Annotated in this window: 21 protein-coding genes; 8 read left to right on the forward strand and 13 right to left on the reverse strand. The window is 66.6% G+C overall.

The features are described 5' to 3' along the window. Positions 1 to 58 precede the first annotated feature (58 nt). Positions 59 to 1,726 (forward strand): Na/Pi cotransporter family protein, encoded by a 1,668-nt coding sequence (locus Cte04_RS05055; protein WP_066473082.1) that lies wholly within the window; start codon positions 59 to 61, stop codon positions 1,724 to 1,726. Between the two features lie 70 nt (positions 1,727 to 1,796). Here Cte04_RS05055 and Cte04_RS05060 read toward each other — a convergent pair whose 3' ends face one another. From Cte04_RS05060 to Cte04_RS05105, 10 genes are all read right to left on the reverse strand, one after another. Further along, positions 1,797 to 2,603 (reverse strand): NUDIX hydrolase, encoded by an 807-nt coding sequence (locus Cte04_RS05060; protein WP_066473995.1) that lies wholly within the window; start codon positions 2,601 to 2,603, stop codon positions 1,797 to 1,799. A gap of 132 nt (positions 2,604 to 2,735) precedes the next feature. Beyond that, positions 2,736 to 5,378 (reverse strand): putative bifunctional diguanylate cyclase/phosphodiesterase, encoded by a 2,643-nt coding sequence (locus Cte04_RS05065; protein WP_066473083.1) that lies wholly within the window; start codon positions 5,376 to 5,378, stop codon positions 2,736 to 2,738. 136 nt (positions 5,379 to 5,514) lie between these two features. Beyond that, positions 5,515 to 6,312 (reverse strand): SDR family oxidoreductase, encoded by a 798-nt coding sequence (locus Cte04_RS05070; protein WP_066473084.1) that lies wholly within the window; start codon positions 6,310 to 6,312, stop codon positions 5,515 to 5,517. 198 nt (positions 6,313 to 6,510) lie between these two features. Beyond that, on the reverse strand, positions 6,511 to 7,815 hold the full coding sequence (locus tag Cte04_RS05075) for a DUF3422 family protein (protein ID WP_066473086.1): 1,305 nt from the start codon (positions 7,813 to 7,815) through the stop codon (positions 6,511 to 6,513). Positions 7,816 to 8,011: 196 nt separating this feature from the next. Next, complete coding sequence (locus tag Cte04_RS05080) at positions 8,012 to 9,523, reverse strand: tripartite tricarboxylate transporter permease (protein WP_066473088.1); 1,512 nt, start codon at positions 9,521 to 9,523, stop codon at positions 8,012 to 8,014. A gap of 15 nt (positions 9,524 to 9,538) precedes the next feature. Next, entirely contained in the window at positions 9,539 to 10,027 is a 489-nt protein-coding gene (locus tag Cte04_RS05085; protein ID WP_066473090.1) for a tripartite tricarboxylate transporter TctB family protein, read from the reverse strand. 146 nt (positions 10,028 to 10,173) lie between these two features. After that, positions 10,174 to 11,964, reverse strand: coding sequence for a type IV pilus assembly ATPase TfpB (gene tfpB / locus Cte04_RS05090; RefSeq protein WP_066473092.1), 1,791 nt, complete (start codon positions 11,962 to 11,964; stop codon positions 10,174 to 10,176). A 44-nt stretch (positions 11,965 to 12,008) separates the two neighbouring features. Further along, a complete protein-coding gene (locus tag Cte04_RS05095) occupies positions 12,009 to 12,806 on the reverse strand; it encodes a class I SAM-dependent methyltransferase (RefSeq protein WP_066473094.1) in 798 nt (265 codons plus the stop codon). A gap of 4 nt (positions 12,807 to 12,810) precedes the next feature. Continuing rightward, positions 12,811 to 13,347, reverse strand: a complete 537-nt coding sequence (locus tag Cte04_RS05100; protein ID WP_066473096.1) for a DNA-deoxyinosine glycosylase — start codon at positions 13,345 to 13,347, stop codon at positions 12,811 to 12,813. A gap of 99 nt (positions 13,348 to 13,446) precedes the next feature. Then, positions 13,447 to 14,280 carry a TatD family hydrolase gene (locus Cte04_RS05105; RefSeq protein ID WP_066473098.1) on the reverse strand — a complete coding sequence of 278 codons (834 nt, stop codon included), beginning with the start codon at positions 14,278 to 14,280 and terminating at the stop codon, positions 13,447 to 13,449. A gap of 191 nt (positions 14,281 to 14,471) precedes the next feature. Here Cte04_RS05105 and Cte04_RS22120 point away from each other — a divergent pair, with 191 nt between their 5' ends. Continuing rightward, positions 14,472 to 15,863, forward strand: a complete 1,392-nt coding sequence (locus Cte04_RS22120; RefSeq protein WP_066473100.1) for a methyl-accepting chemotaxis protein — start codon at positions 14,472 to 14,474, stop codon at positions 15,861 to 15,863. A 30-nt stretch (positions 15,864 to 15,893) separates the two neighbouring features. Here the strand turns inward: Cte04_RS22120 and lolD are convergent, their stop codons facing one another. The 3 genes from lolD to Cte04_RS05125 form a co-directional block, all read right to left on the reverse strand. Further along, positions 15,894 to 16,613: a lipoprotein-releasing ABC transporter ATP-binding protein LolD gene (lolD, locus tag Cte04_RS05115; protein WP_066473104.1), complete on the reverse strand. Its 720-nt coding sequence runs from the start codon at positions 16,611 to 16,613 to the stop codon at positions 15,894 to 15,896. Then, positions 16,606 to 17,859, reverse strand: coding sequence for a lipoprotein-releasing ABC transporter permease subunit (locus Cte04_RS05120; protein ID WP_066473106.1), 1,254 nt, complete (start codon positions 17,857 to 17,859; stop codon positions 16,606 to 16,608). The genes lolD and Cte04_RS05120 overlap by 8 nt, the downstream gene beginning before the upstream one ends. A 274-nt stretch (positions 17,860 to 18,133) precedes the next feature. Continuing rightward, positions 18,134 to 18,637 (reverse strand): MarR family winged helix-turn-helix transcriptional regulator, encoded by a 504-nt coding sequence (locus Cte04_RS05125; RefSeq protein WP_245633296.1) that lies wholly within the window; start codon positions 18,635 to 18,637, stop codon positions 18,134 to 18,136. Between the two features lie 117 nt (positions 18,638 to 18,754). Between Cte04_RS05125 and Cte04_RS05130 the strand changes: the two genes are divergently transcribed. From Cte04_RS05130 to cpaB, 6 genes are all read left to right on the forward strand, one after another. Continuing rightward, the gene (locus tag Cte04_RS05130) at positions 18,755 to 19,762 is read left to right on the forward strand and encodes a tripartite tricarboxylate transporter substrate binding protein (RefSeq protein WP_066473119.1); all 1,008 of its coding nucleotides are present in this window, start codon (positions 18,755 to 18,757) and stop codon (positions 19,760 to 19,762) included. A 44-nt stretch (positions 19,763 to 19,806) separates the two neighbouring features. Further along, a complete protein-coding gene (locus tag Cte04_RS05135) occupies positions 19,807 to 21,132 on the forward strand; it encodes a sulfatase family protein (RefSeq protein ID WP_066473121.1) in 1,326 nt (441 codons plus the stop codon). Positions 21,133 to 21,511: 379 nt separating this feature from the next. Beyond that, positions 21,512 to 22,492: a phosphoglycerate mutase gene (locus Cte04_RS05140; RefSeq protein WP_066473123.1), complete on the forward strand. Its 981-nt coding sequence runs from the start codon at positions 21,512 to 21,514 to the stop codon at positions 22,490 to 22,492. Next, a complete protein-coding gene (gene recJ, locus Cte04_RS05145) occupies positions 22,489 to 24,204 on the forward strand; it encodes a single-stranded-DNA-specific exonuclease RecJ (protein ID WP_066473126.1) in 1,716 nt (571 codons plus the stop codon). The genes Cte04_RS05140 and recJ overlap by 4 nt, the downstream gene beginning before the upstream one ends. Positions 24,205 to 24,505: 301 nt before the next feature. Further along, positions 24,506 to 25,096 (forward strand): A24 family peptidase, encoded by a 591-nt coding sequence (locus Cte04_RS05150; RefSeq protein WP_157081848.1) that lies wholly within the window; start codon positions 24,506 to 24,508, stop codon positions 25,094 to 25,096. A gap of 66 nt (positions 25,097 to 25,162) precedes the next feature. Then, entirely contained in the window at positions 25,163 to 26,014 is an 852-nt protein-coding gene (gene cpaB, locus Cte04_RS05155; RefSeq protein ID WP_066473128.1) for a Flp pilus assembly protein CpaB, read from the forward strand. The last annotated feature ends 69 nt before the right edge of the window (positions 26,015 to 26,083 follow it).

Consider the following 26,083-nt stretch of genomic DNA (forward strand, 5'->3'; position numbering starts at 1 on the left):
CCCACAGCGCTGAACCGGCTGCCAAGGGTATATTTGATCGCTTCCTGGTTTGCAGTACATGAAGCACTTACTGAATCTTTTAGCCGCCATCGCGCTGCTGGTCTGGGGCTCGCACATGGTGCGCACCGGCGTCCTGCGCGTCTTCGGGGCCAATCTGCGCAACATCCTGGCCCGCAGCATGAGCAACCGTTTCTCGGCCGCCATGTCGGGGCTGGGGGTGACTGCGCTGGTGCAGTCGAGCACGGCCACGTCGCTGATGACCTCGGCCTTCGTGGGCCAGGGCCTGATCACCCTGCCCTCGGCGCTGGCGGTGATGCGCGGGGCCGACGTGGGCACGGCGCTGATGGCGGTGCTGTTCTCCACCGACCTGTCCTGGCTTTCGCCGCTGTTCATCTTCGTGGGCGTGGTGCTGTTCATCACGCGCCAGGATTCCACGCCGGGCCGCATAGGCCGCGTGCTGATCGGCCTGGGGCTGATGCTGCTGGCGCTGCGCCTGGTGGTCGATGCCACCGAGCCGCTGCTGCAGGCCGAGGCCGTGCGCACCCTGCTGGCCTCGGTCAGCAGCGATCTGTTCATGGAGCTGCTGCTGGGCGCGGTGCTGGCCGTGATCGCCTACTCCAGCCTGGCGGTGGTGCTGCTGATCGCCGCCATGGCGGGCTCGGGCGCGATTCCCATGGAAGTGGCGCTGGGCCTGGTGCTGGGCGCCAACCTGGGCAGCGGCCTGGTCGCGGTGCTGACCACGGCCAAGTCCGCCACGGAGGTGCGCCAGGTCACCGTGGGCAATCTGCTGTTCAAGATCATGGGCGTGGCCATCGTGGCACCGTTCCTGGGCCTGTGGATGCGCTATGTGCACCCCCATATCCCGAATGCCGGCCAGGACGCGGTGCTGTTCCACCTGGTCTTCAATATCTTCAACAGCCTGTGCTTCATCGGCCTGACGCAGACCGTGGCGCGCTGGGTGGCGGCTTTGCTGCCCAAGCCCGAGGACGGCGGCGGCAAGGGCAATCTGCTGCGCCCGCGCCATCTGGACCCCTCGGCCCTGTCCACGCCGTCGCTGGCGATTTCCTGCGCGGTGCGCGAGGCCCTGCACCAGGCCGACGTGGTGGAGTCCATGCTCATCGGCCTGCAGAAGGTCGTGGAGACCGACGATGCCAAGCTTTCCGAAGAGGTGCGCCATCTGGAGAGCACGGTGGACGACCTGTACTCGGCCATCAAGTACTACATGACCAAGATTTCGCGCGCCGAGCTCGACGAACGCGAGGGTCAGCGCTGGACGGAAATCATCAGCTTCACGATCAACATGGAGCAGATCGGCGACATCATCGAGCGCGTGCTGCTGGACCTGGAAGACAAGAAGATCAAGAAAGGCCGCCAGTTCTCGGATGCCGGCATGCAGGAAATCAGCGAGCTCAACCAGCATCTGCTCGACAACCTGCGCCTGGCCATGAGCGTGTTCCTCAACGGCAACGCGCGCGAGGCGCAGAAGCTGCTGGAGGAAAAGGCCCGCTTTCGCGACCTGGAGCTGGCCTATTCGGCCACCCACCTGGCGCGCCTGTCGGACAACACCGTGCCCAGCATCGAGACCAGCTCGCTGCACATCGACCTGATCAGCGACCTCAAGCGCATCAACTCGCTGCTGTGCTCGGTCGCCTATCCGATCCTGGAGCAGGCCGGCGCACTGGCCCCCAGCCGCCTGCGCGAGACCCCGCTGGGCCCCAAGCTCTGAGCCTGCACCCTCGGCAAAAAAGGCCCTGCCGCATGCCACGGCAGGGCCTTTTTCAGGGCGCGGCTTTTCTTTACTGCCAGCCGAAATACGCGGCCAGCACCAGCGAGGCCTCGGGCGTGAAGCGGTCCTCAAGCAGCCACTGCACGACCTCCCGGCGCTCCAGCAACTCGAAGCCCTGCACCTCGCCGTCCTGGTTGTCGGGGCGCAGCCCCTGGGGCACGGTGACCGCGTACCAGTCGATGCGTTCGCGCATATAGCCCTGGCCTTCGGCTTCCTGGCTGGGCCGGGCGAAGTCCACATGGCCGCCATGGCGCATGTCCTGCAGGTCGCCCACGCGCAGGCCGGCCTCCTCCCAGGTCTCGCGCTCCACGGCCTGGGCCAGCGTGTCCTCGGCCGAGACCATGCCGCCCATCAAGGTATCCCATTTGCCAGGGTTGGTGGGCTTGTCGTCGGCACGCTGCTGCACCCAGATGCGGCCGTCGGCCACGGCTCCGACCAGGTGTACGGCCTGCGTGGCAATGCCCAGCGGGCGCACGGCCCCGCGCTCGATGGTGGCGATCCTGCGGCCCTGGGCGTTGCATACCGCCAGCTGTTCGTTGCGCCAGGCCCCGCAATGGCCGGCCGCACGCATGGCCTGGGCCAGCCGGTTCAGGCAGCCAGTGGCATCGCCCTCGCCCTGCACCTGCCACAGCCCATGGCTCCAGTTCAGCGCCAGCCCGTTGGCCTGCAGCACGTCCGCGCCCAGGCACTGGATGAATTCCTGCTCCACCGTGCCGACCACGTGGCCGCCAATACCCAGGCACTGGCGCGGCCGCAGCGGTGGCTGCTGCGCCTGCGCCTGCGCGTGGCGCAGCCACCGGTCCACAGATTGCTCCATGTGTTCCATACAACCTTTCGCCTCAAAAAACACTCAGGCCATTGTGGCGTTGCAGCGCGGCATCGCCCTGCAAGAACATGTAAATGCCTCGGATCCCCGCGCCGGCCGGCCCGTCCTGCGCCCGCCCCGGCCTCAGACTCCGGGCGGCTCCATGCGCACCGGCACGCGCGCCAGCAGCTGCTCGAACGCATGCAACGGAACGGGCGGGCTGAACAGATAGCCCTGGAAATACGCACAGCCGTAGCTGGCCAGCATGGCGCGCTGCTCCTGGGTCTCCACGCCTTCGGCAATGACCTCGAGGTTCAGGTTGCGCGCCATGCCGATGATGGTCTGCACGATCACATCGTCCGTATGCCGGTGGCCCATGTTGCGGATGAAGGATTGGTCGATCTTGAGCTGGCTCAGCGGCAGCCGCGTCAGATAGGTCAGCGAGGACTGTCCGGTGCCGAAGTCGTCCATGGAAAAGCACAGCCCCAGCGCGCGCAGCTGCTTCATGGTGGCAATGGCCTGCTCCACGTTCTCGATCACCACCGATTCGGTCAGCTCCAGCTTGAGCCGCTGCGGCGAAATGCCCGTCTCCCGCAGCACTTCCACCACGCGGGTGGCGAAGTCCTTGTGGCGGAACTGGCGGGCGCTCACATTGACCGACACCTGCAGCTGGGACAGACGCGCATCCTTTTGCCAGCGCGCCAGCTGCTCGCAGGCCGTGCGCAGCACCCACATGCCCAGCGGCACGATGATCTCGCTTTCCTCGGCCACCGCGATGAACATGCCGGGCGGCACCAGGCCGCGTTCCGGATGGCGCCAGCGCAGCAGCGCCTCGGCGCCGATGACTTCGCCGGCCAGCGTGAACTGCGGCTGGTAGTGCAGCTCGAACTGCGACTGCGCCATGGCCACGCGCAAGTCCTCCTCCATGCGCACGCGCTGGTGGATCTCGACCTGCATCTGCGGATCGAAAAAGCACAGGCCGCTGCTCTTGCGGGTCTTGATCTGGTACATGGCGATGTCGGCCTGCTTGAGCAGCTCGGCCGCGGACTGCGGCTGCTGGCCGAACAGCGTGGCGCCGATGCTGCAGGCGCTGCGGTGGGTATGGCCGCCCAGCGTGTAAGGCTGGTTCAGGCGCGCCAGGATCTTGTCGCCGATGCGCTGTGCCGCAGTGGCGGCGGCGGCCTCGGCATAGGCCAGCTCGCAGAGCATGACCACGAATTCGTCGCCGCCCAGGCGTGCCACCGTGTCCGAGGAGCGCACGGCGCCGCGCAGGCGCTTGGCCACCTGCTGCAGCAGCTGGTCGCCCACCTCGTGCCCCAGGGTGTCGTTGAGCATCTTGAACTGGTCCAGGTCCAGGAACAGCAACGCGCCATACCAGCCTTCCCGGTAGGCCTGCTCCGTGGCCTGCGCGAGGCGATCGAGCAGCAGGCGGCGGTTGGGCAGGCCGGTCAGCGCATCGTAGAAGGCCAGGCTTTCGATTTCGGCGGCCGCCAGGCGGATGTCCGTCACATCGTTGTAGGTGATCACCATGCCGCCGTCTGCCACGGGGCTGGCCTTCATCTGCACGAATTGCCCCGTGGGCAGTTGCTGCTCCACCGGCCTGTCGGGATCTGCGAGCAGCTGCTCATGCAATTTCTTGATGGCCTGCAGCTGCAGATGGCCCAGGCCCAGCTGCATGGAAAATGCCCCCAGCACATCCATCAGGGGGCGGCCGCTGACGAGTTCATGCTTCTGCCAGGGAAACATTTCCTCATAGCAGCGGTTCCACTGCAGCACCTGCCGCTGCGCATCCAGCAGCAGAAAGCCGCTGCCCATGCTGTCCAGGGCCTGGTCCAGGCGCTGCTGCGACTGCATGGCCAGCAACTGCATGCCGCGCAGGCGCAGCAGATAGCCGCGCACGGTGGCCCACAGGGCGGCCGCCAGCAGCGCGAACACGGCAATGGCCATGCACAGCCCCAGCACCACCATGCGCCATGGGTTGGGCACCTTGTCCATGGGCAGGCTGGCCGATATCCACAACCCCTGCTTGGGCAGGCTCTGCACCGCCACCAGCGCCGGCTTGCGGCTCAGCCGTGCCACATGGCCCACGGGCGCCCGGCTCAGTGCCGGCAAGGGCTGGGTGTGCGGCTCCGGCTCCGGGACGGGCAGGGCCAGCAGAATTTCTCCGTCCTGGTTTTCCAGCGTGAATTCCACCTCCTCGAGCTCCAGCCCCCTCGTGAGCGCCGCCGCCCATTGCGCACGCGGCAAACGCATCAGCAGGTAGCGCTCGGCCCCCGCCTTGGACAGCGGCCTGAGCCAGTACAGCATGGGCTGGGGCTCCACATCCAGGGGCGCACGCAGCGGCGCGCCAGAAGCCATGGGATCGGTGAGCGACTGCCGGAGCCGCACCCACAGCGGACGCGGCACCTGGCCGTTGCGCCAGTGCTGGCGCGCGGCCACCAGCACCTTGCCCTGGCCATCCAGGATCAGCGCATCACCCAGCAGATTGCTCTGGCGCACCATGAGGGTCATGACAGGCTGCACGTTGCCGCCCAGGGCCAGCAGCTCGTCCACGCCATGGGCAAAAATGTCCAGCGAATCGAGCTGGTGGCTGAGCGTGGCGCCGGTCCCCTGCACGATACGGTTCAGGCGCTGCTGCGCTTCCACCTGGTCGCTGGCGCGCATGTTGACCAGCAGCCACGCGATGGCCGTGGCCGCAGTCAGCAGCAAAAGTGCCAGCAGCGCCCAGACCTTGTAGCGCACGCTCTTGGCGTGGATGGCCGAGCGCGCGTGGGCCATCAGCAGCATGTACGGCCTCCGGCCACAGGCCCGTGCATGGCGCCGCGGCACACGTCCAGATTCGGCCCTGCGCACGTCCCCCCCAGCCGGTCCGGACTGGCCTTGCGATCCGCATTGGAACGGCGGCTGGAGGTCATACAGGGGCTCAGTAAGTGCCTGGGTAGAGCCCGCCGTCGGGCAGGATGTTCTGTCCCGTCATATAGCCTGCATGCCGGCTGCACAGAAAGGCGCAGATGGCGCCGAACTCGTCGGCCGTGCCGAAGCGCTTGGCGGGTACCTGGGCCTGCTGCATCTCGCGCACTTCCTGCAGTGTCTTGCCGCTCTTGTTGGAGGCGGCCTGGAAGGTGCCGGCCAACCGGTCCGTCTCGAACTTGCCCGGCAGCAGATTGTTGATGGTCACGCCCTTGGCCGCAATGGGACTGCGTGCCAGGCCGGCGACAAAGCCGGTCAGGCCGCTGCGTGCGCCGTTGGACAGGCCCAGGATGTCGATGGGCGCCTTCACCGCGCTGGACGTGATGTTGACGATGCGGCCGAAACCGCGCGCCGCCATGCCGTCCACCGTGGCCTTGATCAGCTCGATGGGCGTGAGCATATTGGCCTCCACGGCCTTGAGCCATGCCTCGCGGTCCCATTCGCGGAAATCGCCGGGCGGCGGGCCGCCGGCATTGGTGACCACGATGTCGAAATCCTTGCCCGGGCCTTGCGCCACGGAAAAGACGGCCTCACGCCCGGCCGGCGTGGTGATGTCGGCGGCCACGCCCAGCACCTTGACCTGGGGCGCCAGAGCCTGCAGCTTGGCCACCGCCGCCTGCAGCGCATCGGCATTGCGGGCATTGATGACCACATTCACGCCTTCCTGTACCAGCGCCTTGGCGCAGCCGAAGCCCAGCCCCTTGCTTGCGCCGCATACCAGGGCCCATTTGCCCGCGATTCCCAGATCCATCTCGACTCCTTCTTGGTCATTGAAATTCCAGCGCCCTATCTTGCCTGATCAAGCGGCAGGACGGGCCCCCGATGCGGCCGCAGTGGCTAATGGCGGCTGCCGCGCCTCTTGCGATGTGCAAACGCTATCCAATTCGATAGCAGCCACCGCTTTCCATGCAAGCCTTCAGGGCATTTCCGGTCCATATTCCTGCAATTTTCAGTGCCGGCCGTGGAACAGCTTGTGGTGCAGGCGGCGCAGCGACCACCAGACCGAAAACGCCACGACCGGTATGGCGACCGCCGCCGTGGACTCCGGCGACCACGGCCAGCCCAGCTTCTGCGCCCCCTTGGCCAGATAGCTGATCAGGCCCGTGATGTAGTAGGTGATGGCGGCCACCGACAGGCCCTCCACCGTGGACTGCAGCTTCAGCTGCATGCCCTGGCGGTGGTTCATGGTGCCCAGCAGCTGCTGGCTGCTTTGCTGCTGCTCGATTTCCACGCGCGTGCGCAGCAGGCTGCTGACGCGCGAAACGCGCTCGGACAGCGCATTCTGGCGGCGCGTGGCCCACTCGCAGGTGGAGCGCGCGGGCGTCAGGCGCCGGTCCATGAACTCGCGTATGGTCTGTATGCCGTCCAGCCGGGTCTCCTGGATCTCCTGGATGCGCTTGTCCACCAGCTCGAAATAGGCCGAACTCGCCGAAAAGCGCGAATGCGTGGCCGCGTATTCGCTCTCCACCTGGCCGGCCAGGCGCGTGAGCCGGTCCAGCAGCGCAGGCTCGTTGTCGCGGTCCGCGGCGCGGATGGAATGCGCGAGCTCGGCCAGTTCCCGCTCGGCCGTGGCCAGCACGGATGCCGCCTTGCGTGCGGCCGGCAGCCCCAGCAGGGCCGCCATGCGATAGGTTTCGATTTCCAGCAGGCGCTGCACCAGGCGGCCCAGCCGGCGCGGCGACAGGGCCTCGCCCGCCAGCAGCAGCATGCGCGAAAAGCCGTCGGCATGGATGGCGAAATCGGTATAGATCTTGCCCGCGTCTCCGGCCACGCAGGAGCCCACCAGCGTCTCGGCCTGCAGCATGTGGCGCACCAGGTGTGCGGCATCCACGCTGTCTTCGTTGAGCACCCACAGATGCAGGCTGCTCAGGCACTGGCCGGGCAGCGCCGCCAGCCATTCATGGGGCACGGCATCGATGGCGGTCTCGGGCTCGCGCACATCGGCCACCGAAGCCTGGGCCATGGGCGTGGAAAACGTCCAGGCCACGAACTCGGTGTGCTGCTCCCAGCGCAGCCGGAAGGCGCCCAGGTCGATCAGCACATGGGTGGTGGCCGCATCCGGCAGAGGGCGGTGGTGGTTGCGCAGCAGCGCCGCCACATGCTCGCGGCTGGCCTCGCGCTGGGCCGCATCCGTGAGCATCACGATATGGGTGATGGCCAGCGGCGCCTGCATGATTTCCGCAGGCCGGGCGTGGATCTCGTTGTGCAAAAGCACCCGCTGCGGATGCTGGACAGGAAGAAGTGACAAGGGCATGGATCCTCAACAGGACCTGCGCAGGCCACGGCGCACGGCCGCCGCCTGCCAATGCGGATGCCTTGCCCGAACCCGCCTTGCGCAAGTGGTGCTCAAAAAAACTGCCGATATTGTGCCGCCGCCATGCCAGGGCGCAGGCTTCCATAAAAAAAGCGGCCCAGACGGGCCGCTTCGAAAGACGTGGCAGGCTGAAGAATCAGTCTTCCACGAAGGCTTCTTCGCGCTTGTTCTTCACGGAGGGCAGCAGCACCACGATCAGCAGGATCACCGCAGCAATCAGCAGGCCGGCCGAGATGGGACGCGTCACGAACACGCTCCAGTCGCCACGCGACAGCAGCAGCGCACGGCGCAGGTTCTCTTCCATCATCGGGCCCAGGATGAAGCCCAGCAGCAGCGGTGCGGGTTCGGTACCCAGCTTGTGGAACACGTAGCCGATGAAGCCGAAGATACCCACCATCCACACGTCCCAGGTGTTGTTGTTGGTACCGTACACGCCGATCGCGCAGAACAGCACGATGGACGGGAACAGCCAGCGGTAGGGCACGGTCAGCAGCTTGATCCAGACGCCGATCAGCGGCAGGTTCAGGATGATCAGCATCAGGTTGCCGATCCACATCGAGGCGATCAGGCCCCAGAACAGCTCGGGGTTGCTGGTCATCACCTGGGGACCAGGCTGGATGTTGTGGATGGTCATGGCACCCACCATCAGCGCCATCACGGCGTTGGGAGGGATGCCCAGCGTCAGCAGGGGGATGAACGAGGTCTGCGAACCGGCGTTGTTGGCCGACTCGGGAGCGCACACGCCACGGATGTTGCCCTGGCCGAAGGGGACTTCGCCCGGCTTGAGCTTGGTCTTCTTCTCGATGGTGTAGGCAGCAAAGGCCGACAGCATGGCACCGCCACCGGGCAGGATGCCCAGGGCCGAGCCCAGGGCCGTGCCGCGCAGCATGGCAGGCAACATGCGCTTGAAGTCTTCCTTGGTGGGCATCAGGCCGGTCACCTTGGCAGCGAACACTTCGCGCTCGTCTTCGGGCTGGGCCAGGTTGGCGATGATTTCGCCGTAGCCGAACACGCCCATGGCGATCACGACGAAGTCGATGCCGTCGGTCAGCTCGGGAATGTCGAAGCTGTAGCGGGCCACGCCGGAGTTCACGTCCGTGCCCACCATGCCCAGCAGCAGGCCCAGCACGATCATGGCAATGGCCTTGAGCAGCGAGCCCGAAGCCAGCACCACGGCGCCGATCAGGCCCAGGGTCATCAGCGAGAAGTATTCGGCAGGGCCGAACTTGAAGGCCACTTCGGTCAGCGGCGGCGCGAAGGCGGCCAGAATCACCGTACCCACGCAGCCGGCGAAGAACGAACCGATACCGGCCGATGCCAGCGCCGGGCCGGCCCGCCCCTTGCGCGCCATCTGGTAGCCGTCGATCACGGTCACCACGGAGGACGATTCGCCGGGCAGGTTCACCAGGATGGCGGTGGTGGAGCCACCGTACTGGGCACCGTAGTAGATGCCGGCCAGCATGATCAGCGCCGCCACGGGAGGCAGTGCATAGGTGGCGGGCAGCAGCATGGCGATGGTGGCCACCGGGCCGATGCCGGGCAGCACGCCGATCAGCGTGCCCAGCAGGCAGCCGACAAAGCAGTAAATCAGGTTCTGGAACGTGAAGGCCACGCCAAAACCCGTCGACAAGTTCTGAATCAGATCCATGGACGATGCTCCTGATTAGCCCGCAATGAAGCTGGGCCACACGGGGAACTGCAGATTCAGCGCCCACACGAAGGCGACATAGCTGCCCACCGCGAGGATGGTGGACAGAATCGCCGTTTCCTTGAAGTTGAACTTATCGCCGGCCAGGCTGGCGATGAAGACCAGTGCGTAGATCGCGATCATCAGGCCGAACTGGGGAATGCCCAGGCCCGGAACGCCGACCAGCAGAATGCCGAACGCGAAGTTGGCGGCAAGAATGAAGAACACCTGTCTCCAGGCCCACTTGCCGATCTTGTCACCGCCCTCGGGGCCCTTGGCCAGGCCCGAGATGCAGATGGCTGCACCGAGGATGGACATCAGCACGCCCAGGATCAGCGGGAAGTAACCGGGACCCATGCGCGCACCGGTGCCAACGGTGTAGTTGGTTGCGCCCACCGCGAAAGCGATGCCCACAACCAAGAACATCAGACCGGAGAAAAAGTCTTTCTGGCTCTTGATTTTCACAAAACGTCTCCATACGGAAATCACGACTGGGCGATTTTCGTTTCATTACAAAGGCGTTTTGATGTGGATTCCACCTACCAAGGGCATACCCTAGGCGCGCCGACATCCAGCATTGGTGCGGCTTGCAGCCCGGCGCTCTGTCGCTTTCAGGACATCAGCGGCGTGCAGGCCAGCACTTCGGGCAAGGTGGTGAGGCCTTCTGCCACGCGCAGCACGCCGGCCAGGCGCAAGGGGCGCATACCGTCCTGCACGGCCTGCCGCCGCAGGGCATCCATGGACGGCGCGGCATGGATCTGCTGCTTGAGCGCTTCCGAGACCGTCAGCAGCTCATACAGCCCCATGCGGCCCTTGAAGCCGGTCATGCGGCACTCCTCGCAGCCCACGGGCCGGTAGGGCTGGTAGCTGCCGGACAGCTTCCAGGGCCTGACGGTCTCGGCCAGCGCCTCGGCCGAAGACGCCTCGTCGCGCTGCTTGCAGGCCGTGCACAGCGTGCGCACCAGGCGCTGGGCCAGCACCCCCAGCAGGGTGGCGTTGATCAGGTACGGCGGCACGCCCAGCTCCATCAGCCGGCTCACGGCGCTGGGCGCATCGTTGGTGTGCAGCGTGGAGAACACCAGATGCCCGGTCAGCGCGGCCTGCACCGCCATCTCGGCCGTGGCCAGGTCGCGGATTTCGCCCACCATGATGATGTCCGGGTCCTGGCGCATCAGCGCGCGCAGCCCCTCGGTGAAGCCGAAATCCAGCTGAGGCTGCACCTGGGTCTGGTTGAAGCTGGGCTCGATCATCTCGATGGGGTCCTCCACCGTGCTGACGTTGACCTCTTCGGTCGCCACGCGCTTGAGCGTGGAATACAGCGTGGTGGTCTTGCCCGAGCCCGTGGGCCCGGTCACGAGGATGATGCCGTGCGGGCGCTGCACCAGCGACTGCCAGCGCGCCGCATCGTGCGGCGTGAAGCCCAGGCCATCCAGGTCCTTGACCGTGTTCTCAGGATCGAAGATACGCATCACCATCTTCTCGCCAAAGGCCGTGGGCAGCGTGGACAGGCGCATTTCCACTTCGTCGCCGCCGGGGTTGCGCGTCTTGATGCGGCCGTCCTGCGGCCGGCGCTTTTCCACCACGTCCATGCGGCCCAGCAGCTTGATGCGCGCCACCATGGCATTGAGCACGCCCATGGGCATCTGGTAGACCGGATGCAGCACGCCGTCGATGCGAAAGCGGATCACGCCCTGTTCGCGCCGCGGCTCCAGGTGAATGTCGCTGGCGCGCTGGTCGAAGGCGTACTGCCACAGCCAGTCCACCACGCGCACCACGCCCTGGTCGTTGGCATCGAGCTGCTTGTTGCTGCGGCCCAGCTCCACCAGCTGCTCGAAGCTTGCGGCACCCGATGCGCCTCCGGCCTTTTCCGCGGCGCGCACCGATTTGGCCAGCGCAAAGAACTCGGCCGTATAGCGCTTGATGTCCAGCGGGCTCGCCACCACGCGCCGCACGCTGCAGCGGGCCTGGCGCTCCACCTCGCCGACCCAGTCATCGATGAAGGGCTCGGCCGTGGCGATCACCACTTCCTTGGCGGTGACCTGCACCGGCAGCACCTTGTGCCGCTCGGCGTAGCTGGCGCTCATCACGTCGCCGACCCGGCCCACATCCACGCGCAGCGGATCGATGCGCAGATAGGCCAGGCCGCTGCGCCGGGCCAGGTACTGCGTCAGCTCCTCGATGTCCAGCGGCTTGCCGGTCGCGGCCTGCACCACGCCCACATTGGCCAGGCGCACCAGCGGATGCTGGGCGCTTTCCGCGGAGGAACAACGCAGCACCGTGCGCTCGGCCTCGGCCGCGGCAATCACGCCGTCCTCCAGCAGCCACTGCACCAGCAGACGCCAATCCAGCGGCCCGTTATGGCGCGGCGGGGTGGCGGGCGGGAGCGGCGTGCGGGCGGTCATGGAGCGCAAGTCTAGCCGCAGACCGCGCCCGCTTTCCCGGTGCGCTACGCGGGGCCGAAGATCTTGGGCCAGCGGCCCGTGGGCAGGTCCCAGCGCGCCTGCACCGTCTGGCTGGCGGCCTGCAGCGCCGCGGCGTCCAGCGCGCGCGGCGTGCGCTGGGCCAGCACCACGGTATTGCCTTCGCGTGTGGGCCGGAAATACCACATGGCATCGCTGCCGAAGGCCTGGGCCATTTTCTCCACGCTGCGCTCGTAGCTGGAGGTGCGGCCGAACAGGTTGACGGTCATGATGCCGTCCTCGGTCAGCAGGTTTCGGCAGTCGGCATAGAACTCTGCGCTGTCCAGCACCGGCGCGGCGGCTTCGTGGTCGTACAGGTCCACGGCCAGCGCATCCACCGTGCCCTGCCACTCGGGCTTTTTGATCTCCTGGGCCGCGTCGGCCAGGATGACGCTCAGCGTGGCATTGTCGGGCGGCAGCTTGAACCAGCTGCGGCACACGGCCAGCACCTGGGGATTGAGCTCGATGGCCGTGGTGCGCATGCGCAGCTTCTTGTAGCAGAACTTGGTGATGGCGGCCGCGCCCAGGCCCAGCTGCATTGCATGGCGCCCGGCCACGGTGGCCGGGTCCATGAACAGCAGCCAGCCCATCATGCGCTGCACGTATTCGAGCTCGATCTCGAAGGGATCCCGGATGCGCATGGAGCCCTGCACCCAGGGCGTGCCCAGGTGCAGATGGCGCACCTCGCCGTCATCGGAAACGCTGACTTCGGGCAGCTCGCTCACGACGTCCGGACTGTTTTTCTGTGGGGCGGCCGTCTTGCCGCCGCGGGTTTTGCGCAGCACGTTCTTACACCAGGGAATGGGCGGCCAGGGCATCGTGCCAGGCCTGCAGTTTTTTCTCGAAGGACCAGCTCGCGTTGGCAGGGCTGGTGGAGGGCAGGCGCAGCGCTTCCAGGCCCATGGCCCGGGTCTGCTTCGCATGCTTGAAGCTTTCGCTGCCGTTGTGCAGCGCCAGCGTCAGATGGGGGCACAGGCGCCGCAGGCCGGCGATGTCGTTGGGCTGCGCGGCGCGGATGGCGCTGTCCAGGCTGCCTTCGCGCTCGCAGCTCGCATATACGTCCCACAGGCCCAGGCCGCGCGCCAGCAGCCATTCGCAGCGGCCCGCATAGTCTTCGCGTGGGGGCTGAGGGTGCTGCGGCCACAGGGCCTGCATCAACCGCCAGAAATGGTTTTGCGGATGGGCATAGTACTGCTGCAACTGCAGGGAGCGCACGCCCGGAAAGCTGCCCAGCACCAGCGCGCGCGTGCGCACATCGGCCACCGGCGCCAAGCCCTGCCAGCGCACCCCGGCCGCCGCAGCCGACGGAAAAGCGGAAGTCACCATGGCTCCGATTGTCGCCCAGCGGCGCTGCGGCTGCCGGCCGTGCAGGCAAAGCCCGCATTCACGAAAAGAGGAGCACGTTGCGCAATGCCGGCAAGCGTTTCAGGCGTTCTCATCCTTCCATGCCGGCAGGCCGCGCAGTGCCTGGCGCGCGTTGGCACTGGTAGCCGCGGCCAGCTGCGCAGCCTCCATGCCGCGCAGGTCTGCCACCTCGTTCGCAATGCGCGGCAGCTCGGCCGGGCTGTTGCGGCCCTGGGACAGGCCGCTGGCGCGCTGCTCGGCCGTGGTGTAGAGCCAGTGCGGCGGAATATCGGGGGCATCGGTTTCCATGACCAGCGCCTGCAGCGGCAGGCTGGCGGCCAGCTCGCGCAGCTTGTGCGCACGGTCGTAGGTCATGGCGCCGCCAAAGCCCAGCTTGAAGCCCAGGTCGATGAAGATCTGCGCCTGCTGGGCGCTGCCGTTGAAGGCGTGCGCGATGCCGCCGCTCACCTTCAGCGCGCGCAGCGTCTTGAGCAGCCGGTCGCTGCTCTTGCGCACATGCAGGATGACGGGCAGCTCGAATTCGCGCGCCAGGCGGATCTGCTGCTCGTAGAACCAGATCTGGCGCTGCCTGTCGAGCCCCGGCACGAAGAAGTCAAGGCCTATCTCGCCCACCGCCACCAGGTGCGGATCCTCGCAGCGCTGCCTGAGCAGCACCCGCAGCGCCTCGATGTCCTCCTCCTTGGCCTGGGGCGTGTAAAGCGGGTGGATGCCCAGCGCATAGCTGTCGCCATGGCGGTGCGCCAGCTCGATCACCTCGTGCCAGCTGGCCTGCTCCACGGCGGGAATGACCAGGTGCGCCACGCCGGCCGCACGCGCCGCGGCGCGCACCGCATCGCGGTCGGCGCCGAATTCGGAAGCATCGAGATGGCAGTGGGTATCGATCCAGCAAGGCATGGCTCCATCATGCCACCACGGGGCAAGCACTGCGGAATGCAAGCTACGGCAAACCCTGGTGTCTCCAATAGTGCATTCCCGCTTGCACAGCCTGCGAGATTGATACACATCAATCAAAATACATTCGGAAACATTTGAGTTCCTGCTGCACTCGCACTTCACAACCAGGCTTTCTTTGAAAGGACCAGTTCATGATGCGCAACCTATGGGATCGGCTCCTGCATCGGGGCGCCTCGCTCCGGCAGGCGGAAATCGACGGCCAGATGGCCGCCATCCACAAGTGCCAGGCCGTGATCGAGTTCGATCTGCAAGGCCATGTGCTGGCCGCCAACCAGAATTTCCTGGACTGCATGGGCTACGGATTACAGGAAATCGTTGGCCAGCACCACCGCATGTTCGTCGAACCCAGGGTGGCGGAATCGCCCGAATATGCGCAATTCTGGCAACGACTGGGCAGCGGCCTTTCCGATAGCGGACGTTACCGTCGCATCGCCAAGAACGGGCGCGATGTCTGGCTGCAGGCCAGCTACAACCCCATCTTCGACCGGCAGGGAAGGCCTTTCAAGGTCATCAAATACGCCACCGATATCACAGAGCAGCAGCACAGGAACGCCGACGCCGAAGGCCAGCTGGCCGCCATCGGCAAGGTCCAGGCCATCATCGAGTTCGACCTCGACGGCACCATTGTCCACGCCAACCCGCTGTTCCTGCGGGCCATGGGCTACACGCTGGAGGAAATCGTCGGCCAGCACCACAGCATGTTCGTGCAGCCCGGCGAGCGCCAGAGCGCGGCCTATGCCGAGTTCTGGCGCAAGCTGGGCAGCGGCATGCATGATGCAGGCCAGTACCTGCGCATCGGCAAGCATGGACGACAGGTCTGGATAGAGGCCAGCTACAACCCCATCCTCGACTCCGAAGGCAGGCCCTTCAAGGTCGTCAAGTACGCCACCGACATCACACGCCGCTTCACGGCCGCGCAAACACTGGGCAAAGCCGTGCAGCAGCTGACAGAAAGCGCTTCCCACGCAGACCAGGCCAACACGCTGGCCCAGCAAGCCTGCCGGATTGCGGAAGAAGGCGGGCGCACGGTGCACCAGGTGATAGGCACCATGGAGTCGATCAGCGCCAGCTCGCGCAAGATCAGCGACATCATCGGCATGATGGACGGCATCGCTTTCCAGACCAATATTCTGGCGCTCAATGCGGCAGTGGAAGCCGCGCGCGCCGGCGAGCAGGGGCGAGGCTTCGCCGTCGTGGCCGGCGAGGTGCGCTCCCTGGCCCAGAACAGCGCCGCGGCCGCCAAGGAGATCAAGCAGCTCATCCACACGTCGGTGGACCAGGTGGCGCTGGGTGCCGCCCAGGTGCGCCAGGCCGGCAGCACCATGGAAGAAATCGTCACCTCTTCGCGCGAAGTCACCGCCATCATGGGCGAGGTCGTCCAGACCTCCCTGGCACAGTCGGCACGGCTGCGCGAAGTCACCGCCGACCTGACCGCGCAGAGCGTCGATGCCGCCGCGGCCTCCCGCCGGCAGCAGCCCTTGTCCGCGCGCCGACCGGCCGGCAAAACGCTGCACCTCGCCTGAGCGAAGCGCAACGGCCCAGCCGGGCGGGCCTCAGCTCAGCTGGCCGCGCACCAGCCGCACCACGCGGTCGCAGCGCGCGGCCAGGCTCTCGTCGTGCGTGACCATGACGAAGGCCGTGCCGTGGCTGCGCGCCAGCTCCAGCATCAGCTTGAACACGGTATCGGCCGTGCCGCGGTCCAGGTTGCCCGTGGGCTCGTCGGCCAGCACGCAGGCCGGCTGGGTGACCAGCGCGCGCGCAATGGCCACGCGCTGGCGCTCGCCGCCCGACAGCTCGGCCGGCCGGTGCAGCATGCGTTCGCCCAGCCCCACGGCGCGCAGCATGGCTGCGGCGCGGTCCATGCAGTCCAGCTTGTCGTCACGCCGTATGCGCAGCGGCATGGCCACGTTTTCCTGGGCGCTGAATTCGGGCAGCAGGTGGTGGAACTGGTAGATGAAGCCCAGATGGCGGTTGCGCAGCATGCCCTGCTTTTGCGGGCTCAGGCGGTGCAGCGGCTGCCCCATCAGCTCCACCGAGCCCGAGCTCGGTGCATCCAGGCCGCCCAGCAGGTGCAGCAGCGTGCTCTTGCCCGAGCCCGAGGCACCCACGATGGCCAGCGTCTCGCCCGCATGCACCGAAAGGTCCACGCCCTGCAGCACGGCCACGTCCAGCCGCCCTTCGGTGAAGCGCTTGGTCAGGCCCCGGGCCTGCAGCACCTGCTGGCCCTGGGCGGCATCCATCGTCGCCATCGCGGCGGAAGAAACATCATTCATAGCGCAGTGCCTCCGCAGGGTTCACGCGGCTGGCGCGCCAGCTGGGGTAGATCGTGGCCACAAAGGACAGGATCAGCGAGATCACGGCGATCGGCACGATGTCGCGGCTTTGCGGATCGCTGGGCATCTTGCTGATGATGTAGATGTCCTTGGGCAGGAAGTTGGCGTGCAGCAGGTGTTCGATGGCCGGCACGATGACGTCGATGTTGAAGGCTACCACCAGGCCCAGCGCCAGGCCGGCCAGCGTGCCGATCACGCCCACCATGGCGCCCTGCACCACGAAGATGCTCATCACGGACGAGGGCGAGGCGCCCAGCGTGCGCAGGATGGCGATGTCGGCGCGCTTGTCCTGCACGCTCATCACCAGCGTGGATACCAGGTTGAACGCGGCCACGGCCACGATCAGCGTGAGGATGATGAACATCATGCGTTTTTCCACCTGCACGGCCGCATACCAGGTCTTGTTCTGCTGCGTCCAGTCGCGGATCAGCAGCCGGTCGCTGAGCGTGAAGGCCAGCTCCTGGGCCACGCGCGGCGCCTCGTTGAGGTCCTTGAGCTTCAGGCGGATGCCGGTCGGCCCTTCGAGGCGGAACAGCCGCTCGGCATCCTGGTAATGCATCATCACCAGCGTGGAGTCGTACTCGTAGTGGCCCGAATCGAAAGTACCGGCCACCGTCATCTGCTTGAGGCGCGGCACCACGCCGGCCGGCGTGACCTGGCCGCTGGGCGCGATCAGCGTGACCTGGTCGCCCGCGCGCACGCCCAGGGCGCGCGCCAGCTCCAGGCCCAGCACCACGTTGAACTGGCCCGGCACCAGGCGCTGGAGCACTTCGGAATTGGTGGCGGCCAGATCGGTCACCTCGCCTTCGCGCGCCGGGTCGATGCCGCGCACCAGCGCGCCCTTGATGTCCTCGCCCCGCCCCAGCAGGGCCTGTGCCGAGACAAAGGGCGCGGCGCCCACCACTTCGGGATTGCCGCGCGCTTCGCGCATGGTGCGCTCCAGGTCGGGCAGCGGCGCGCCCTGCGGCGCAAAGATTTCGACGTGCGACACCACGCTGAGCATGCGGTCGCGCACTTCTTTCTGGAAGCCGTTCATCACGCTCAGCACGATGATCAAAGCCGCCACGCCCAGCGCAATGCCCAGCATGGAGACACCCGAGATAAAGGAAATAAAGCCGTTGCGGCGCGTGGCGCGCCCTGCACGGGTGTAGCGCCAGCCTACGGCCAGTTCGTAGGGAAATTGCATGTTGCCCGCATTGTGGCATTGCCCGCAATGCCCTGCCGGCAGCCCTGCCCCAATCCGGTTTTTCTTGTGAAACCGTCCATTTCACCGCTCCGGCCCATCCGCCATCCACGTCAAAGACACCGAGCGCGAGCCTGGTCGGACCCGCCACCATGCAGCCCTTCCAGGAAAGCCTTCAGCCTGGCAGGCGAGGGCTCCATCCCCCGATCCCTGGAACGGGCGCACCCCGTGCCAGAGATGCCAAGCAAGGGCCTACGCCTTCGCGGCTCAGGGGAAGTCACCTTTTTCTGCTGCGCTCCACCCGCGGCAGGTCCGCGTATCGCGGCAACTGCTCCAGCGTCAGCGCATGGGCCTGCAGCCTTGCCAGCATGGCGTCGAACTGGGCCACTTCCTCGTCGCTGAGCACCGACACCAGGTCCATGTGGATCTGGGCCATGGCCGGCAGGATGCGCCCGTACATGCGCCGGCCCTCCTCCGTCAGATGGATGGCCACGCGCCGACGGTCGCCCGGCAGCGGCTGGCGCCGCACCCAGCCTTTTTCCTCCAGGCCGCTGAGCGCGCGCGAGGTGCGCGCCCGGTCCAGCTGCGCCTTCTCCGCAAGTTCCGACGACAGCAGCCCCTCGTTCATGGCCACCGTGGCCATCACGCCCCATTCGCGGCGCGTCAGCCCGAAGCGCGCCTCGCACATGCGCATGGCCACGCCGCCGGCCGCACCGAAGAAGCGGTTGATGCGAAACAGCAGCATCTGATGGATGGTTTGCGGAACCGGTCGGGTATTCACGGGCAAGAGTTGATTTGGTCAATTGAAAGGCTGACTTCTACAGTGGGCGCTCCATTCCAGGAGACAAGCGCGGCAGCGCAATTTTCCCTGCCGCGCTGCGCACAAGAGAGATTTTCCATGACCTGCCTGACCGCACATCGCCGCAGCCTTCTTCACACCAGCCTGGCCCTGCTGCTGGGCTGCAGCGCGCTTGCCGCGCATGCCCAGCCCGATGCCCCGGCCGCCGCGGCCGCCAGCTGGCCCAGCAAGCCGGTACGCCTGGTGGCCGCGTTTCCGCCGGGCGGCGCCGTGGACATTCTGGCGCGCGGCGTTGGCGAAGTGCTGCAGCGCGAAACCCGGCAGCCCTTCGTCGTCGAAAACCGCACGGGCGCCGGCGGCAACATCGGCGCCGACAACGTTGCCAAGTCACCCGCCGACGGCTACTCGATCCTGTTCGGCCTGGACACCACCTTCACCGTCAATCCGCTCATCTACAAGAGCATGCCGTTCAGGAACAGCGATCTGCGCCCGGTGATGGTGTTCGCCTCGCAAGGCATGCTGGTGTCCGTGAACCCGCAGACCGGCATCAGGACGCTGGAGCAGTTCATCGCCCGCGGCAAGGACAAAGGCCTGACGCTGGGTTCGGCCGGCTACGGCACGCCGGGCCACCTGGCGGCCAGCATCCTCACGCATGCCACGGGCGCCAAGGTCAACCACGTGCCATACAAGGGCAATGCACCGGCGGCATTGGCCATGCTCTCGGGCGAGGTGGACGGCGGCGTCATCAGCTCCACGGCCATGCTGTCCCATGTGGCGGCCGGCAAGATTACGCCGCTGGCCGTGACCACCGCCAAACGCAACCCCTTGCTACCCAATGTGCCGTCGGTCGACGAGCTGGGCCGCAAGGAGCTGCAGCAGGAAGTGCTGTTCGCCGCCTGGGTGCCCGCCAGCATGCCCGAGCCACTGGTGCAGAAGATCCAGGCCGGCTTCGAAAAAGCCATGAAGGACGGCGCCCTGCGCGAGCGCATGCGCGTCAACGACATGGCCTACGAAGGCCTGACCGGCGACGCGGCCGCCCAACGCATCCAGGCCCTGGCCGACCGCTATCGCAGCTTGGCCCAGGCCACGGGCCTGAAGATGGAATAAGCCGCCATCCCGCTCGCGCCTTCATTGCAAACACAAGCCTTTCCATGTCCCGTCCCAACATCCTCTTCATCGTGGCCGACGATCTCGGCTATGCCGACCTGGGCTGCTACGGCGGCCGCGACGCCGAGTTCGGCGCGGTCTCACCCGTGCTCGACCGCCTGGCCGCGGGCGGCCTCAAGCTCACCCAGGGCTATGCCAATTCGCCCGTGTGCTCGCCCACGCGCTTTGCGCTGGCCACGGCGCGCTACCAGTACCGGCTGCGCGGCGCGGCCGAGGAGCCCATCAACAGCAAGACCCGCGGCACGCCGCTGGGCGAGAAGCTGGGCCTGCCGCCCGAAGTGCCCACCGTGGCCTCGCTGCTCAAGAATGCAGGCTACCGCACGGCGCTGATCGGCAAATGGCATCTGGGCTACCCGCCCCACTTCGGCCCGCTGCGCTCGGGTTACGAGGAATACTTCGGCCCCATGTCGGGCGGCGTGGACTATTTCACCCATCTGAGCAGCTCGGGCCAGCATGACCTGTGGATCGGCGAAGAAGAGCACCACGACGAAGGCTATCTGACCGACCTGCTGTCGCAGCGCAGCGTGGATTTCGTCAACCGCATGAGCCAAGGCGATGCCCCGTTCTTCCTGAGCCTGCACTACACGGCCCCGCACTGGCCCTGGGAAACACGCGATGACCGCGCCACGGCCGAGCAACTGGGCGCCGGTATCGCCCACCTGGCCGGCGGCAACATCCACCAGTACCGCCGCATGATCCACCACATGGACGAAGGCATAGGCTGGATCGTCGAGGCGCTGCGCGCCAACGGCCAGCTGGACAACACGCTCGTCGTCTTCACCAGCGACAACGGCGGCGAGCGCTTCTCCGACAACTGGCCGCTGGTGGGCGGCAAGATGGACCTGACCGAAGGCGGCATCCGCGTGCCCTGGATCGCCCACTGGCCGGCCGTGATCGGCGCCGGCCGCACCAGCATCCAGCAGTGCATGAGCATGGACTGGTCGGCCACGGTGCTGGATGCTGCCGGCGTGGCCGCCGATCCTCGGTACCCGCTGGACGGCGTCTCGCTGCTGCCCGTGCTGCAGCGCGAAGGCGCCGAGTTCGCGCGCCCGCTGTACTGGCGCATGCTGTACCGCGGCCAGCGCGCGCTGCGCGACGGCGACTGGAAATACCTGCGCGTGGACGAGCACGACTATCTGTTCAACATCGCCCGCGACGAGCGCGAGCGCGCCAACCTCGCGGCCAGCGAACCCGAACGCCTGCAGCGCATGCGCGCCGAATGGGAACGCTGGAATGCCGGGATGCCCGCCATTGCGCCCGACGCCAGCTTCAGCCTGGTCTACACGGCCCAAAACATGCCGCAGCGCTGACCGGTCGCTTCCAAAACAGGAGCTTCTTGCGCCTATCCTTGGCTGGATTCATAGGTGTTTCATTCGGAAACCCAGGCGTGCCAGGCGCAAGAAGCTCCTCGTTCCATAGCATGATGTGGCAAAAGAAAGGGCCGCTGCATCTCATTTCGAGTGATTCCGAGGCCATGCTTTTGCGGATGACTGGCACTCGTCTCACTTCAGAGGCCGGGACTCGCCCCGGCGCGGCCGGCAAGGCCTCTGCCGCTGGCAAGGCACGCCAGGATGCACCCGAGCATGGCCTGTTTTCATTGAAATTGAGATGCGATCACCCTGCGGCCAAAGATCTGAGGAGACACCCCGCGCTGCACCTGCCAAACGCGCATGCTCGACAATAGCGGCCATGTCTTTGACCGCGCCTTTGCTTCCTGCCGCCCAAGCCCTGGCCGCAGGCGCCTCCGAATGGATTGTTCCCTACGCCGACGGCCCCGCCGACAACGCCTGGGCCGATCTGCAACTGCCCCATCTGCAAGCCCTGCTGACGGCGCTTTCGCCCCGCACGGTGGTGCAAGGCAGCGAATACGACTTCTCCCCGCCGCATGAACGCGTGCTGGCCCGCACCATGGGCCTGCCCGATACGCCGGGACTGATTCCCTGGGCCGCCCTTGCCGCCAGCAACCTGGGGCAGGACGCGGCCCAGGCCTGCGCCTTCATCACGCCCAGCCACTGGCACATCGGCGCCGACCATGTGCACCAGAGCGACCCCGCAGCCACGCCGCTGGGTGAAGAGGAATCGCAGCAGCTGCTGGCGCTGATCTCGCCCTGGTTTGCCGACGACGGCATTGCGCTGCAATACCTGCAGCCCGACCTCTGGCTGGCGCGCGGCGACGCCTTCGAGAACCTGGCCACGGCCTCGATGGACCGCGTGCTCAACCGCGACGTGCGCCCCTGGTTTCCCGATGCCGCTCAGGGTGCCGTCATCCAGCGCCTGCAAAGCGAGGTGCAGATGCTGCTCTACACCCATGTGTTCAACGACCGCCGCGCCGCGCAGGGCCTGCAGCCCATCAACGCCTTCTGGGTACACGGCTCGGGCCGCCTGCCCGCGCCCGCTTCAACGCCCGCCAGCCAAGTCGCCTGCATCGATGACTTGCGCACGCCAGCGCTGCAAGGCAATGTGCAGGCCTGGCGTCAGGCATGGCAGCAGCTCGACGGCAGCCTGATCGCCCAGCTGCAGCAACGCGCCGAGCGCGGCGAAGCCGTCAAGCTCACGCTCAGCGGCGAGCGCCATGCCGTGCAATGGGTCAACGCGCCGCGCGGCTTCATGGACAAAATCAAAGGCATGTTTGCCACCAAGCGCTTACCCAATCTGCGGGACATGCTATGAAAATAATCCCCCGCCAAATTCCCAGCGACAGCGTCTCGGCCCTGCAACAGGCCGGCATCCATCCGCTGCTGGCCCAGCTCTATGCGGCGCGCGGCGTGTGCTCGCCCGACGAGCTCGACGAAGCCCCGGCCCGGCTGCTCGCTCCGTCGGGCCTGCGCGGCATCGATACCGCCGTGCAGTTGCTGGCCGATGCCATCGCCCGGCAAAAGCGCCTGTGCATCGTGGCCGACTACGACTGCGACGGCGCCACGGCCTGTGCCGTGGGCGTGCGCGGCCTGCGCCTGCTGGGCGCGGCCCATGTCGACTACCTGGTGCCCGACCGCGTGGTGGACGGCTACGGCCTCACGGCCCCGATCTCGCGCCGCGTCAAGGAAACCGGCGCCGACATGCTGATCACCGTGGACAACGGCATTGCCAGCGTCGAAGGCGTGGCCGTGGCCAAGGAACTGGGCCTGTCCGTGGTGGTGACGGATCATCACTTGCCCGGATCGCACCTGCCGCTGGCCGATGCCATCGTCAACCCCAACCAGCCCGGCTGCACCTTCGAGAGCAAGTCCATGGCCGGCGTGGGCGTGATGTTCTACGTGCTGCTGGCCCTGCGCACCGAGCTGCGCGCGCGCGGCCGCTTCGACCGCAACACCCAGCCGCGGCTGGAGACCCTGCTGCCGCTGGTGGCCCTGGGCACCGTGGCCGACGTGGTCAAGCTCGATGCCAACAACCGCCGCCTCGTGGCCCTGGGCCTCAAGCAGATCCGCAAGGGCCAGATGCAGCCCGGCATCCGCGCCCTGTTCGATGCGGCGGGCCGCCGCTTCGATGCGGCCACCACCTTCGACTTCGGCTTTGCGCTGGGCCCGCGCATCAATGCGGCCGGCCGCCTGGCCGACATGACCATCGGCATCGAATGCCTGGTCACCGAAGACCCGGTCCGCGCCGACAACCTGGCCCGCATGCTGGACTCCATCAACCGCGAGCGCCGCGAAATCGAGGTCGGCATGCGCGAGCATGCGCTGCTCATGGCCGAAGGCCTGTGCGAGGACGGCATGACGCCCCCGCCGGCCATCAGCGTGTTCGATCCCGACTTCCACGAAGGCGTGGTCGGCATCGTGGCATCGCGCATCAAGGACAAGCTGCACCGGCCCACCTTCGTGTTCGCGGCCAGCGGTGCCCCGGGCCACGAGCATGAGCTCAAGGGCTCGGGCCGCTCGATTCCCGGCTTTCATCTGCGCGACGCGCTGGACCTGGTTTCCAAGCGCCATCCCGGCCTGCTGCTGCGCTTTGGCGGCCATGCCATGGCCGCCGGCTGCACCATCGAGGAGGCGCGCTTTGACGAATTCGAGCAGGCGCTGGCCCAGGTGGCTCAGGAATGGCTGGACGCCGCCACGCTGACGCGCCGCATCGAGACCGACGGGCCGCTGTCGCCCCAATGGCTGGATACGGAACTCGTGGACCAGCTGCAGCTGGCCGTCTGGGGCCAGGGCTTTGCAGCCCCGACTTTCAGCGAGGAGATGGAAGTCATGTCGCAGCGCCTGGTTGGCGAAAAGCACCTCAAGCTGGAGCTGCTGCACCACGGCGCCAAGGTGGACGGCATCTGGTTCAACCACACCGATCCGCTGCCCAGCCGCATGACGCTGGCCTATCGCCTAGACATTAATGAATGGCGTGGAGAGCGCAAGGTGCAATTCCTGGTGGAAGCCGCCAGCCGCTCGGAATAAGCCCCGCAAGGCACCTCTTCGGTGCCTTTTTTGCGCCGTTGCGGTGCATTTTTTTGGGCACTCAAAATAATTTTTAACTAACGACAAAAAAAGCTTGATAAGAATTTTTAACACTCCTAATATTCGATCAAACGAATTACAGATTTCGATAGAAATTCTTAATTTGTTGCATGTTCTCCGAATCGTGAATCGGCACAGATGAGAGCAGCAGGGCCTAGGGGCCGGCACTCCATCTGAGGCAAAGCGCCAGCAGGTGACGCGGAACACGGTTCCCAGGACTCTACCGAAAGAGGGGTGTGCCGTGGACTTCACCGAATTCCGAGCCGCAGCCGAGCTGGTGGGCATGCTTTTGACGGATTTGCGTTCGCTCACCTTGCTGCTGCTCCTGCTGGCAGCCGCCATCTGCGATCTGCGCACGCGCCGCATTCCCAATCTCCTGACTTTCGGCGGCACGGCCCTCGCGCTGCTGTACAGCCTGGCCGCGCCCCAACACCACGGCAGCGGCCCGCTGTGGGCCCTGGGCGGGCTGGGCCTGGGCCTGGGCCTCATGCTGCCCCTGTATCTGCTGCGCGCCATGGGCGCCGGCGATGTCAAGCTGATGGCCATGGCCGGCGCCTTTCTCGGCCCCGACGGCACCTGGCAGGCCGTGATCTTCGTCTTCATCACGGGCGGCATGGCGGCCATGGCTTATGCGCTGTGGCACCGCGTGGCCGGCAAGCTGCTGCGCAACACGCTGCAGACCACGGAGCTTCTGTTCGTCACCGTTGCTGCAGGCATCCGGCCCGATGCCCGCGCAAGCTCGGCGCAATCGGTGGGCAGCCTGCCCTACGGCGTCAGCATCGCCCTGGGAACCACAGCGTTCCTGGTGGCCCGCCAGTTCACCTGGGTATAGGCCGAACCACGGCCCACACCACGCGGCCAACACAACGGCAAACACCACGTCATAGCGGGAGGTCCCATGAAAAACCTCAAGGCTCTGGGTCTGTTCGTCCTGGCGGCGCTCGCCAGCCTGGCGGCTGCGGTCTACGCGGCGAACTGGGTTGCCCAGCGCGGCAGCATAGACGCCGGCAAGGTCGTCGTCGCAGCCACCGACATCCCGCTGGGCAGCAAGATCGTCCCTACCATGCTGAGCACGGTGGACTGGCCCCGCGGCTCGATTCCTGCAGGCGCCTTCAACGACATGCAGCAGTTGCAGGACCGCGTCGTCAAGGTCGGCGTGCTGCGCGGCGAAGCCGTGCTCGAAGGCAAGCTGGCGCCCGAGGGCACCAAGGGCGGGCTGGCCGCCGTGATTGCGCCCGGCAAGCGTGCCATGACGGTGCGCGTCAACGATGTGGTCGGTGTCGCGGGCTTTGCCCTGCCTGGCAACTATGTGGACGTGGTCGTCAATGCCCAGCAGGAGCAGAACGGCAAGACGGAAGAGTCGCGCCAGATCAGCAAGACCGTGCTCGAGAACGTGCTGGTGCTGGCCGTGGCGCAGGAGGCCAGCCGCGACGAAACCAAGCCCAAGGTGGTCAGCGCCGTCACGCTGGAGCTCAGTCCCGAGGATGCTGAGAAGCTGGACCTGGCGCGCAGCGTGGGCAACCTTTCGCTGGTGCTGCGCAACCAGATCGACAAGGAACCCATCACCACGGCCGGCATCACCAAGAACCAGCTGTTCGGCACGGCCGAGCCGGCTCCCGCACCTGCACCGGCCAAGGTCGCCGCACCCGCCAGGCCGGTGCAGCGCGCACGGCCCGTTGCACAGCAGGCGCCGTCATCCACCTGCGTCGAAGTGATACAGGGCGGCAGCCGCACGCTCAACTGCTTCTGATTCCCGGACAGGCAACCACTCATTCACAACCTAGAGAGGCCGGCCGTGCAATACCACCATCTGTACACG

Source organism: Comamonas terrae (genome assembly GCF_001544075.1).
In the GTDB taxonomy this organism is placed as follows: Bacteria; Pseudomonadota; Gammaproteobacteria; order Burkholderiales; family Burkholderiaceae_C; genus Comamonas; species Comamonas terrae.